The following is a 12,925-nucleotide window of genomic DNA, read 5'->3' as shown; positions in this document are numbered from 1 at the left end:
CTATTGATTGATCGCTATTCCGAAAGACGCCAATGGCGTGGTCCAGCCCACTATACCGCCCTGCGCACGGATCATCTCGAGCGTCGCAGCCTTGAAGGCCGGAAAATAGCTCTCGGTTGCCTCTTCGATCAAAAGACAATCGTAGCCTCTGTCATTGGCTTCCCGCATGGTGGTTTGAACACAGACTTCAGTTGTGACCCCGGCAAAAATCAAGCTGTTTGTACCAAGCGTCTTGAGAACATCGCTCAAGGGCGTCGCGTAAAACGCTCCCTTGCCGGGCTTGTCGATGACGGTTTCACCGTCTACGGGCGCACATTCTGGAACGATCTCCGCACCGGGCTCACCCCGAATGAGTATCCTGCCCATCGGCCCTTCGTCGCCAATGCGCAGAGACGGCTCGCCACGTTCGCGTTTCGCCGGTGGGCAGTCGCTCAGATCCCCCGCATGATTTTCACGTGTGTGGATGACAGGCCAGCCTCGTTCCCGAAAGAGCTGAAGCAGATGCCTTGTCGGACCGATGGCACGCTGCATGTGAGACACATCGTTGCCAAGCGTTTCCCCGAATCCACCCGGTTCAATGAAATCGCGTTGCATATCGATCACGACCAATGCGGTTCGCGCGGGATCGAATTTGAATGCAAAGGGTGCCGCGTCAACTTCGATCATCAATGATGTCCCGCCATGGCATGACCGATCGTTGCCCTGTCCGTCTCCGCCATGGGGGATTGGTAGGTGATCCGCCCTTCGGACATCACGGCGACTGTGTCCGCAAGCTCGAGAATTTCGTCGAGATCCTCTGACACCAGTAGGACCGCCGCCCCCTTGTTCCGCTGCTCCATGATCTGAGCCCGGATCTCGGCGACGGATGCAAAGTCCAATCCGAAACAGGGGTTTGCGACGATCAGAATATCGACCTCGCCGGAGAGTTCCCTGGCGAGAATGGCGCGTTGGACATTCCCGCCCGAAAGGTTCTCGATCGGTTCTTCCGTGGAAGGCGTCTTGACCCGATAGGCGGCAATGAGTTCGCGCGCCTGTTTGCGCATCGGCGGCGGAGACAGCCAGCCCCTGAAAGGAGAAATGGGTGCCTTGTCGAAAGTCCGGAAAGCCATGTTCTCCGCAACGCTCATGCGCGGAACCGCCACGTTCTTGAGCGGCTCTTCAGAAAAGCCGAACACCTTGAACATGTCCATCTGACCACGTTCCGGTTCATAGGGCTTCTTGTCGACAAAAATCCGTCCGTCCTTAAGAAGGCGCTGTCCGGAGAGCACCTCAATCAGCTCCGACTGTCCGTTTCCGGAGACGCCGGCGATGCCGAATATTTCCCCTTCGTGGATCTTCAGACTGATCGCCTCTATGGCAGGTAGTTCTTCATCATCCTCCGCAAACAGACCGGCCAGCTCCAGCTTGAGTTTCTTTTGCGTTTGTTCGGTTCGAGCGGCGCTTTCCCTGATTTCCGTCTCGCCGATCATCATGCGGCTCATGTCTTCAACCGATAGATCCTTGACCCGTCCGCTGCCAACCAGACGGCCACGCCGCAAAACCGTGACGTCGTCCGCGTAGGCGGTGACCTCCCGAAACTTATGCGTGATCATCAAGATGGTCAGCTCACCCGCTTCCGTCATGCCTCGCAACAGGCCCAGAACCTCATCGGCCTCGTCAGGGATCAAAACCGAAGTCGGCTCATCCAGGATTAAGAAGCGCTGGTCGAGATATAGCTGCTTCAGAATTTCGAGCTTCTGTTTTTCTCCCGCGGACAGGCTCGAAACGGGCACTTCCAGCGGCACCTTGAACGGTGTTGTCTCCAGAAAAGCGCCAAGAGCCTTTCGCTCCTTTTTCCAGTCTATGATTGTCGGCGTGTCCGCCCTTGCAATCACAAGGTTTTCGGCGGCCGTCAGCGAAGGAACCAGCGTAAAATGCTGATAGACCATGCCAATTCCATGCGCATGTGCCGCACGCGGATTGGGGACGCTGACTTCGCTTTCGTTGACAACCAAAGCGCCGCTTGAGGGCTGGTAGAAGCCCATCATGCATTTGACCAGCGTGGACTTGCCCGCTCCGTTTTCTCCTAAAAGAGCGTGAAACGAACCCGGCGCGACCTTTATCGACACATCGTCGAGCGCATTGAGACTGCCGAACACCTTGCTCATGCCAATGGTTTCGACGCTGATTGCCCGCTGCGTCGGCGCTATGTCCTGCGCAACACTCATGCAATCAACTCACCGGTGCCTTGCAATCCCTTCAGCAGGGTTTCGCTGTCAGCAACAGCGCCGAAAACACCGCCCTGCATCGTTACCATTTTCAATGCCGCATCGTGATTACCAGCATCGGTTGCCCCGCAGCAATCCGACAGGACCAGGCATTCAAAACCGCGGTCATTGGCTTCGCGCATGGTCGTGTGTACACAAACGTCCGTTGTGATGCCAGTCAGAACGAGGTTTTGAACGCCCCGCGTGCGCAGAAGCAACTCAAGATCCGTTGCATAGAAGGACCCCTTGCCTGGTTTGTCGATGATGGGTTCTCCCTCTGCTGGCGCGAGTTCCGGAATAATCTCCCAGCCAGGCTCACCTCTTACCAGGATCTTGCCGCAAGGCCCGGGATCGCCGATGCCCGCTCCGATCCTTTGGGAGCGCCAACGCTTGTTGGCCGGCAGGTCGGCCAGGTCGGGCCTGTGTCCTTCCCGGGTGTGAATGATGTGATAGCCTTTTTCTCGCATGATTTTGAGCACGCGGCTTATCGGCTCAATCGGTGCTCTGGTCATGCTGATGTCGTAGCCCATGCTGTCGACATAACCGCCTTTGCCGCAGAAATCCGTCTGCATGTCGATGATGACCAGCGCCGTATTGTCCGGCCTGAGGTCGCCGTTGTAGGGCCAGGAATAGGGATTGGCCGCGACCGGGCCTTCCGCGATGCCAGCAATAGTGGTTGCTAATTGCATGGCTTTCACTCCGCAGCGTCGCTCATGGCTTTTTCGCCATAGATGCGAGCCGGTGTTTCGAAGCCGCAGGAGGTCCCGTCCGTGTGAATGACCTCGGCCTCCCAGGGCAACCGGTATTTTCCTGCCGCCAGATCCGTCATGTAGGTATACGGACAGTCCTGGGCACCACCCTTCACAGCCACATAACCACGATGGCCGAACTGGTAGATGTTGTTCTCAACGCCCCAGTTGATGCGGGCTTCACGCACAAGGTCGGGGCGCACTTCCGCCGTGATGATCTCATTTGCCCGGCCGCTGGTACCATGTGCGATGATCGTGCCGTCAAAGTTGACGACCATGCCCTCGCCCATGCTGTCGAACGTACCGTCCGTGCCGCACATGCACACATTCGCTGTGACCATGAGATTGCAGAAGGCGTTGGACTGGTTGGTGAATTTCCAGCTCTCTCGGATCGGCGCCGTGTAACCCGCAGTGCGGATCATGATCTCCGCACCCTTATAGGCGCATTCGCGAGCCATCTCCGGAAACATGCCGTCGTGGCAAATGATCAGAGCGAGCTTGCAGCCCTTCGGGCCGTCTATGACCGGGATACCCTGGTCGCCAGGTTCCCAGGGCTCTACAGGCACCCAGGGATGCATCTTGCGATAATAGAGCTTCAATTCGCCTTTGTTGTCGATCACCAGGCCCGAGTTATATGGCATGCCGCCCGGATTAAGCTCCATGATGGAGAAACAGCCCCAGATATCGTTGTCTATGCAGGCTCTCTTGAAGGCGGCGACCTCAGGCCCGTCTAGCGTGCACATGATGTCGGGATTGGTGTCCATCGAGAGCCCGTGCAGAGCGTATTCGGGAAAGACGACCAGATCCATGGACGGCATGTTGCGCCGCGCCTTTGCGACCATGTCAACAATGACCCCGGTCTGGCGTGCCAGATCGGCTTCGTTGACAACATTGGGCAACTGCAATTGCACCATCCCGAGGACTACGCCATTCGGAGATTTGTTCAGTCCGCCAAGTCCGTTCATGCTGCCGCTCCTATTTTGTGATCGACAATTCGCCGGGGGCGCCCTTCAGCGACCGCCGGGGTGACGTGCTCACGATCATGATGAGAAGGGTGAGAATGTATGGGGCGGCATTGAAGAAGTGATAGCCGCGCGAGATTCCGATGGATTGAAGTGCCGGACCAAGTGCTCCGGCCGCACCGAAAAGAAGTGCCGCCCAAAAGCAAGCAAGCGGGTTCCAGCGGGCGAAAATGACCAGCGCCACCGCCATCAGCCCCTGGCCGGACGAAAGACCTTCGGTCCAGCTACCGGGATAGTAGAGCGACAGAAACGAGCCACCGATGCCGGCAAAAAATCCCCCGGCCATGGTCGACAACAATCTGACCTTGTTGACATTGACGCCGAGCGCAAGAGCAGCTGGAGCGCTGTCGCCGGTCGTTCGTATGATCAGTCCGTAGCGTGTGTTCTTTAGCGCCCACCACAAAAAGACTGCCAGGGCCAGCCCGAGCAGGAAAAGCGGATTGATCTCAAGTGCCTGCCGGATACCCGGATGATCGCTCCAGGCACCAAACGACATCGCCGGCAGCCTTGGCGCGGATGGCTGGATGTAGGCTTTGCCGAAAAAGAAGGCGAGCCCGGTGCCGAAAAGCATAAGCGAAATGCCGATCGCAATGTCGTTCACGCGCGGAAGCTTGCACAGATACCCATGCAGCGCACCGAAGGCCGAGCCGCAGATGCCGGCAACCAGAACACCCAGCCAGGGCGATCCAGTATGGTAGGAGATGGCATATCCGGACATGGCCCCGAAAACCAACGTACCCTCCAGTCCCAGGTTTATCCTTCCGGACTTTTCGGTCAGCATTTCACCTAGGCTGACGAACAGGAACGGGGTTGAGACCCTAATGGCACCGGCAAACATGGCCAGAAGCACCGTCATCAGACCGGGGTCGTCCGTCATGCCGCTTCTCCCTTCGGTCTGAATATCTGAAACCGGCCGTAAAACGTTTCCGAGACGAGGATGACGATGAACAATAGGCCCTGGAGAACCAGGACCGTGGCATCGGGAAGATCCATGCGCCGCTGGACAAGACCGCCGGAGGCGGCAATCCCGCCCAGGAAGATGGCAACCGGCACGATCACCAGCGGATTGTGCCGCGCAAGGAACGAAACAAGGATTCCTGTGAAACCATATCCGGCGATCAGCGACGCGTTGGCCTTGCCGTGAATGGCTGCAACTTCAAAAAATCCGGCAATACCTGCACTGGCTCCGGCAATCATGCAGGCGACAACCATCAGCTTGCCAACGGGGAGTCCCTGCGCTTGCGCTGCTCGCAAATTGCCCCCCGCAATCTGGGCGGCAAAGCCGAAAGTGGTGCGGTTCATGACCAGAAATAGCGCAATACAAAGCAAAATGCCGACGAGCAGTCCCCAGTGAACATCCGTTCCTGGTATGGCACCGATCATGTTTTCCGAGCCGATTGGTTTGGTCGAGGGCTTGTTCGGGTCAGAGGGGTCGCGCAGTGCACCCTCAACAAAGAAGTTCAGGATCGAAACGGCGATATAGAACATCAGCAACGACGCGATCGTTTCGTTGACACCCCGATAGTGCCGAAGTGCCCCGACCAGTCCGATCCAGACACCGCCTGCAATCGTTGCCGCTAGAAACATCACCAGGAGCATCAAAAATGAAGGAGCCCAACCCACCATCGGTATTGCGATGGACGCCGCCGCAAAACCACCAAGTACCAGCGCCCCCTCGCCTCCGATGATGACGAGGCCAAGCCGTGCCGGAATTGCAACGCAAAGCGCGGTGAAGACCAGTGGCGCTGCTCGAACCAATGTGTTCTGCCAGGAAAAACTGGTTCCGAAACCGCCTCTCCAGACGAGAGAGAAAAATTCTACAGGCGACTTGCCAAGCGTCAGGAGAAAGACTGAAAACAGGAGACCGGAAACGACTAAAGCCAAAAACGGAATGACGAAAAACTCAGACGATCTTCGAAGACGGTCCACCAGTTCAAAGGACGTTCCGGATTGCATTCGAACGCCTGAGGTTTCCGTCGTATCCGCCATACCGGCTTCCCGTACTGAGTGAAGAATTGCGCATTTGCAAACGGTTTTGCGCCAATGACAGTCCCGGACACTTCATCTCTGAGATGGGTGTCCGGGACGTTGGTTCGATCCGATTGATCAGGTAATGGAACCCGTGACGCCTTCGATCAGATAGTCGGTCTGGTCGAGCGACGGTTCGTAGTTGTCGAAGCTCGCTCCGGCAGCAAGAAGCGGCGAGCCATCCTGTTTGTTGATCGGCCCCACAAAGATCGGCTTTCCTGCCTTGACGTCAGCACGCGCAGCGTCCGCAGCGGCGATGGCCTTTTCCGTTGCACCGGCGCCATAGGGCGTGTTCTGCACGAAGTCGACATCAAAGCCGCCGCCGGTGAAGTTCGGCAGGGGTTCTCCCGCGCCGAGATCAGCCGCGAACATCTTGTAGATCGTTTCCCACTTGTATTCGGCACCGGTGATGAAGCCGTTCGGTGCCAGCGGTGCCTGGGAGGCATTGTGACCGCAGCACTTGATGCCGCGGGCCTCCGCGGTTTCGATCACGACCTTAGGACCGTCCACATGACAGGTCAGGACATCACATCCCGCATCAACGAGGGCGTTTGCAGCTTCCGCTTCACGCACCGGCATAGACCACTCACCCGTAAAGATCACCTGCACCGTCGCGTCCGGATTGACCTTCCTGGCGCCAATCAGGAAGGAGTTTATGTTGCGCAGCACGGTGCCGATCGGCTTGGCCGCGACGAAGCCGAGCTTGTTGCTCGTTGTTGACAGGCCTGCAGCGACACCATCGACATAGTGCGCCTGGTCGAGGTAACCGAAATAGCTGCCCGCATTTTTCGGATCCGCGTCGGTCCAAAGAGGAGCGGCGTGCCGGAACTCCACGTCGGTGTATTTTGCGGCAAGGTCCAGGACGAAGGGCTTGTAATAGCCGAACGACGTCGCAAAGATCATGTTTGCTCCGTCCAGATTGATCATCGATTCCATCGACTTCTGAACGGCAATCGTCTCTGGCACATTTTCCTCTTCGACGACGGTCACGCCGGGCACTTCCTTCAGCGCACTCGCAGCGACGGCATGGGCCTGGTTCCATCCGAAGTCATCGCGCGGTCCAACGTAAACGATGCCTACGGTCAAGTTCGAGGCATGGGCCAGCCGGGACAACCCGGCTGACGACAGCAGCGTCAGACCAGCGGCAGAAGATTGCAGAAGGGAGCGGCGGGAAATTTCAAATTTCGACATTACGTCCTCCGTTATAAAGACAAGGCCGCACCACACATGCTGCCCTGTCGATCCTTTTGGTTAAGTTTTGCAAGGCGCGTGCCATATGTATTTGCATGAAGTGTTTGGAGTATTTCTATCGTAACTGTTTGTGTTTGCTGATTTTTTTACGATACACTCCTGCGTATTCGCAACTTTGTTACTGCAGCTTTTCTAGTCACTTACAGGAATTAGGCCTATTTTTTAGGCATTTCAATTTCTGTCTACTTAGCGTGCAATTGCTCTGCACTTACAACTGCAGCTGACGGGCTGCCGCTTGCGACGAATTCGCGCCAACTGCCGAGGTGCGAAATGTCTTCAGCCTCCGCTATTCCACTGGCTTCACAGATAAAGCCGGTGACCATGCGGCCATCGGCAAGCTCGACCTTTCCGAGCCCAAGCGGCGCCGGGATTCCAGCCAGAAAACTTCCCACTTGCGAACTGGGAAGTGCCCAAACTTCAAGCGCAATGGTGTTGCCCGCCCCAGCACGCGCCTTGACCAATCCAGGCCTCTTCGGCGGCCCGCCCGCAAGCGCGTAGAGCGCATAGGCATTGCTCGTCGTTGTTGCCTCGAGAAACCTGGCACCTCTGGAAACCAGTTCGTGATTGAGCGGCATACCGGACATATGCGCACCGCAAACGGCAATTGCGAGCTCATCGTCCTGCGGATACGAGCTTGCGTCAGGTGACAGCGGCAAAGCCCACCCGGTAGCGCCGAGCGTATGTGGCGCGAGGCGTTCCAGCCTGGACCCGATGGATGCCAGAAAACTGTCCCGCCCCGCCTGTGCGAGCAGTGTTACGTTGCCCGGTTTGCCGTCGCTACGCGCTGAAACCGGCACTGCAAGGCCGCACATATCCAAGAGATTGACAAAGTTCGTGTAGGTGCCGTTCAAGGAATTCGGCTTGATAGGATCGGCTTCCAGATCCGCGACCGAAAAGAATGTCGGCATGGTCGGCACACACAGAAGATCAACATCCGCAAGCACCTTCTCGGTCTTCCGTGCGAGTTCCTTCAACTTGTACATGCCACGAAATGCATCTGTTGCCGAAAGACCAAGTGCCTTGCCAACCACTTCCCTGGTAACGGGATGCACGACTTCGGGCGTATCGCGCATCAGGTCTTCGATAACGGTATGGCGCTCGGCGACCCACGCGCCTTCGTAAAGCATGTCGGCCACGTCATAAAACGGCGTGAAATCAATTTCGACGATTTCCGCACCGTTGGCCTTCAAAAGCGCAACAGTATCTGCAAAAGACCGCTCTTGAACCTTGTCGCCACAAAACTCGATCGTCGCGGTGTCCGGCACGCCGATTTTCAGGTTCGACGGCACATGCGCCAGCGGAGCAGCGCCGGTTTTCCGGGCATAGGCATCCTTGTCATCGTACTTTGCGGTTACCTGAAAGACCGCATATGCGTCTTCAACGGTCAGCGCAAAAATCGAAACGGTATCCAGCGTTCTGCAAGCGGGAACCACGCCCGAGGCGGACAACGCCCCGAGGGTGGGCTTCAGCCCGACAATGTTGTTCAGAGCGCCCGGTACCCGGCCGGAGCCGGCCGTGTCTGTTCCGAGTGAGAAACTCACGATGCCATGACCGACAGCGACCGCAGATCCTGATGAAGACCCGCCTGGCACCAGTGCCGGATCTACCGAATTCTTGGGCGGTGGATAGGGAGAGCGAACGCCAACAAGTCCGGTGGCAAATTGGTCGAGATTGGTCTTGCCAACCAAAAGCGCCCCGGCGGCCCTCAACTTCGCGATCACGAATGCGTCTTCGCTCGCTGAGTATTCGTAGGCTGGACAACCTGCCGTCGTCGGCTTGCCGGCCACGTCGATATTGTCCTTGGCGACAAAGGGCACGCCCCAAAGAGGCTTCGCCGGATCGTAGTCCCCCAAGGCTTCGGCCGCTTCAATGACTTCGCTTATGTCGATCAGGTGAATGAATATGCCGGGGTCACCAATTGTATCGATCCGCCGATAGACCTCCTCGATGATGTCCCGAGGTTTCATCCCGTCTTCATACGCCGCCTCGAGCGAAGTGAGTGTAAAGGGCAAGTCGAACATGTTGATCCTCAAACTCTTTTTTGACCTATTCTGCTGCTTTCGCAGCCGAGGACGACAAAACGGGTGGATGCGGCGCAGCTTCGAGCAACGTGCGCGTATAGGGATGGTCCGGCGATGACATGATCCGGTCGGCCGGACCGCTTTCAACGATCTCGCCCGCCTGCATGACAATCACCTCGTCGCAAAGCAAACGCACAACATTCAGGTCGTGACTGACAAAAAGGTAGCTGATCCCGAGCTTGGCCCTTAAATCGACCAGCAGATTCAGGACGATGGCCTGAATGGAAACGTCAAGCGCCGCCGTTGGTTCATCCAGGACGAGAAATTCAGGCTCGAGCGCTATGGCTCTGGCAATTCCGACACGCGCCTTCTGTCCCCCGGAAAGCTGATGCGGAAAGCGGTCCAGCAAAGCGACCGGAAGCCCGACGAGGTCCGCCAGCTCATCTATGCGGGCCTTTCTCGCTGATCTGTTCAACGACGAGAGGCGTGCGAGGGGTTCCCCGATGATCTGGCGTGCTGTGTGCCTCGGGTTAAAGCTGTCGGTTGCGTCCTGGAACACCATCTGAATGGACGCGCGCCGGGGATCGCGCGCGAACTGTTTCGCCGGTATAGCCGCCAGATCGTCTCCCTTGAAAAGGATCTGCCCTTGAGTGGAATCAAGCAGACGCACAAGCATCGATGACGTTGTGGATTTGCCGCAGCCGGATTCTCCGACAAGGCCGACGCTCTGCCCTTTTTTCACCGAAAATGATATGCCGTTGACGGCATGGACCGGGCCGGACTTGCCCTTGTAGGTCTTGTAAAGGTCTCGAATTTCAAGCAGGGGTGTTTCTGCGATTTCTACTGTCGGCATCGGTGTACGCAACTCCGGCAAGAGCAACTCGCGAACGGAGACACCGGCCCGTGGTGTCGCATCGACAAGCTTCTGCGTATAGGGATGCTCAGGCGCTGAAAACAGTTGCTGCGCACTTCCCTCCTCCACCACCTCGCCATCCTTCATCACAATTATCCGGCTGCAATACTGCGCAGCCAAACCAAGGTCATGCGTGATCACCATCGCGCTCATAGTGCGCTCGTCGATCAGATCCGCGATCAGGTCCATGACAGCTTTTTGCGTCGTGATATCGAGACCGGTCGTCGGCTCATCAGCAATCAGAAGCTTCGGATCGCAGGCAAGCGCAATCGCAATGACAATCCGCTGGCACATGCCCCCGGACAGCTCAAAAGGGTAAGCCTCATACCGGTTCTCGGCATCGTTGATGCGCACGGCCTTCAGGGCCTTGATTGCTTCGGCCCTTGCATTGGCGCGGGTCGCCTTGGCATGGCGCCGCAAAACGTCCTCGATCTGGTGTCCGACCTTCCTGATGGGATTGAGCGCTGCTCTGGGGTTCTGGAAGATCATGGAGATCTCACGACCCCGCAGATCCCGCATCGTGCTTTCTTTCGCAGATTTCAGATCGATGCCGCCATAGGCGAGATCTCCGCCAGAAATTGAACCGCCCTTGTCGAGGAGCCGCATCAGCGCATAGGACGTGACAGACTTGCCAGAGCCCGACTCGCCGACAATGCCCACGATTTCGCCTTTGCCGACTTCCAGCGAAACACTCCGCACCGCATTGACGGTGCCCTTGCGCGTTCTGAAGTCAACTTTCAGGTCTTTGAGCGATAACAAGCTCATTTGCTTTCCCATCATCGCCTTGCTCATGTGCGTTGTCGTGGATCAACGATATCACGCAAACCGTCGCCCATGAGATTGAACGTGAAGACTGCAAACATCAGTGCAAACCCCGGAAAGAATGCCAGCCACCATTCACCCGATACGATGAAGTTCGCGCCCTCGGCAACCATGATCCCCCACTCGGCCGTTGGCGGGCGCACGCCAAGCCCGATAAAACTCAGACCGGCTGCGTTGAGGATTGCCCATCCAAGGTTCAAGGAGACCTGCACCATCATCGGCGGCAGTGCATTCGGGAAGATATGCAGCGCCAGCACGCGGATGTCGGAATTGCCGGATAGTTTTGCCGCCAGCGCAAATCCGGACTCCCGGCGGATATTGACTTCGGCGCGCACCAGCCGCGCGTAGAACGGTATGTTGATCACGGCTGTCGCATAGACAATGTTCTCGACCGTATTGCCGAGGGCCGCCACAATGCCCATGGCAAGGACGAAGAGCGGAAACGCCATGATCGTGTCGAACAAGCGGTTCAGAACGGCATCAATCCAGCCGCCCCAATACCCTGCGATGCTGCCGAGAACAGAGCCAATGGCAAAGGACAGCGCTACCGCGGCCACGGAGATGGCGAGGTCGAGCCGCGTTGCCACGATAACGCGGCTGAACACGTCCCGCCCAAGATTGTCCGTGCCGAACCAGTGCGAAAGCGAGGGCGGCTGCAAGGCGTTTGCCGCGTTGGAAGCCAATGGGTCGTATGGCACAAGCGAGGGGCCGAACACTGCGGCAACGATAAGGATCGCGAACATCGAAAACGCGAGCATCGTCACCGGGTTGGATTTAAGCACATAGGCAACGTGTGCCAACGCGCCGTCGTTGCTCTTCACCTGCAGCGAATTGGAAGTGGCGTCGCTCATCTTGATTCAAATCCTATGCGCGGGTCGATCAGCGTGTAGGCGATATCGATGATGAGATTGAGCGCGACGAACAACAGAGCCATCGCAAGCACGAAGCCCTGTACCGCCGCGTAGTCGGAAACGACGAGGGCTTCGACCGCATATGAACCGATGCCAGGCCAGGCAAACACCTTTTCGACCAGCACATTGGCACCGAGGGTGAATGAAAAGACCATACCGAGCGTGGTAATCACCGGCAGGAGTGCGTTCCGGAATGCATAGGTGAAAAGGACCTTGTTTTCAGTCAGTCCTGCGGCACGAGCCGTGCGGATGTAATCCGAAGAGAGCGCGGACAGCATTGCAGCGCGGGTCATTCGGGCGAGCGGTGCCAGCGTAAACAGGGCAAGTGTGATCGCCGGAAGAATGAGTTGTTTCAAGGCTCCGGCCCAGGTTTCCCAATCACCAGCGATAGCCGCGTCGATCAGATAGAAACCAGTCACGTGATCAGGCTCGATATAGATGAAATCAAGACGCCCGAGTGGAGACGGTGCAATACCGAGCAGGTAGTAGAAAACATAGATCAGCACGACACCTGTAAAAAACGTAGGCAAAGAGACGCCGGCAGTCACCAAAACCCTGCACAAATGGTCGATAGCGGTTCCTGGCCGGGTTGCCGCGAGGACCCCAAGCGGGATTGCGATGGCACATGACAGAAGCAGGGCCGTCAGGGTCAGTTCAAGCGATGCCGGCAACCGATTTGCAAGGTCGGACAGAACCGGCTGGCCGGTCGATATCGACTGTCCCAGATCACCGGAAAGGACATCCCCGGCATAGACGAAAAACTGCTCCGGCAATGACTTATCGAGCCCGAGCGCCGTGCGGATCTGGGCAATGGAAGCTTCATCGGCGGCTGGCCCGGCGAAATACACCGCCGGATCGCCAGGAAGGGCGCGGGTCAGCAAAAAGCTGACCACAACAACCCCCAGGATCACGGGAATGGCATGTGCGATCCTGTAACCAACCGTGGCAAGACGCCCGCTCAT

At 57.4% G+C, this 12,925-nt stretch carries 11 protein-coding genes; all 11 read right to left on the bottom strand.

The window, feature by feature from the left end:
• The 11 genes from ABVF61_RS24370 to ABVF61_RS24320 all read right to left on the bottom strand — a co-directional run bounded on the left by ABVF61_RS24370 (window position 1) and on the right by ABVF61_RS24320 (window position 12,925).
• On the bottom strand, window positions 1–666 hold the full coding sequence (locus ABVF61_RS24370) for a cysteine hydrolase family protein (protein WP_353996120.1): 666 nt from the start codon (window positions 664–666) through the stop codon (window positions 1–3).
• Window positions 666–2,207, bottom strand: coding sequence for an ABC transporter ATP-binding protein (locus tag ABVF61_RS24365; protein ID WP_353996119.1), 1,542 nt, complete (start codon window positions 2,205–2,207; stop codon window positions 666–668). Before ABVF61_RS24365 ends, ABVF61_RS24370 begins: the two co-directional genes overlap by 1 nt.
• A complete protein-coding gene (biuH, locus tag ABVF61_RS24360; protein ID WP_353996118.1) occupies window positions 2,204–2,935 on the bottom strand; it encodes a biuret amidohydrolase in 732 nt (243 codons plus the stop codon). Before biuH ends, ABVF61_RS24365 begins: the two co-directional genes overlap by 4 nt.
• A 5-nt stretch (window positions 2,936–2,940) precedes the next feature.
• Window positions 2,941–3,960, bottom strand: a complete 1,020-nt coding sequence (locus ABVF61_RS24355; RefSeq protein WP_353996117.1) for a formamidase — start codon at window positions 3,958–3,960, stop codon at window positions 2,941–2,943.
• 10 nt (window positions 3,961–3,970) lie between these two features.
• Complete coding sequence (locus tag ABVF61_RS24350; protein ID WP_353996116.1) at window positions 3,971–4,894, bottom strand: ABC transporter permease; 924 nt, start codon at window positions 4,892–4,894, stop codon at window positions 3,971–3,973.
• Entirely contained in the window at window positions 4,891–6,006 is a 1,116-nt protein-coding gene (locus ABVF61_RS24345) for an ABC transporter permease (protein WP_353996115.1), read from the bottom strand. The genes ABVF61_RS24350 and ABVF61_RS24345 overlap by 4 nt, the downstream gene beginning before the upstream one ends.
• A gap of 117 nt (window positions 6,007–6,123) precedes the next feature.
• Window positions 6,124–7,236: a BMP family ABC transporter substrate-binding protein gene (locus ABVF61_RS24340; RefSeq protein ID WP_353996114.1), complete on the bottom strand. Its 1,113-nt coding sequence runs from the start codon at window positions 7,234–7,236 to the stop codon at window positions 6,124–6,126.
• A gap of 242 nt (window positions 7,237–7,478) precedes the next feature.
• Window positions 7,479–9,317 (bottom strand): allophanate hydrolase, encoded by a 1,839-nt coding sequence (atzF, locus tag ABVF61_RS24335; RefSeq protein WP_353996113.1) that lies wholly within the window; start codon window positions 9,315–9,317, stop codon window positions 7,479–7,481.
• A 25-nt stretch (window positions 9,318–9,342) separates the two neighbouring features.
• On the bottom strand, window positions 9,343–10,995 hold the full coding sequence (locus ABVF61_RS24330; protein ID WP_353996112.1) for a dipeptide ABC transporter ATP-binding protein: 1,653 nt from the start codon (window positions 10,993–10,995) through the stop codon (window positions 9,343–9,345).
• Window positions 10,996–11,018: 23 nt separating this feature from the next.
• On the bottom strand, window positions 11,019–11,903 hold the full coding sequence (locus tag ABVF61_RS24325) for an ABC transporter permease (protein ID WP_353996111.1): 885 nt from the start codon (window positions 11,901–11,903) through the stop codon (window positions 11,019–11,021).
• Window positions 11,900–12,925 (bottom strand): ABC transporter permease, encoded by a 1,026-nt coding sequence (locus ABVF61_RS24320; protein ID WP_353996110.1) that lies wholly within the window; start codon window positions 12,923–12,925, stop codon window positions 11,900–11,902. Before ABVF61_RS24320 ends, ABVF61_RS24325 begins: the two co-directional genes overlap by 4 nt.

Origin of the sequence: Roseibium sp. HPY-6, assembly GCF_040530035.1 — a bacterium.
Classification (GTDB): domain Bacteria; phylum Pseudomonadota; class Alphaproteobacteria; order Rhizobiales; family Stappiaceae; genus Roseibium.
Note: the sequence above shows the minus strand (reverse complement) of the source record. Positions and strands in the feature narration are given on the sequence as shown.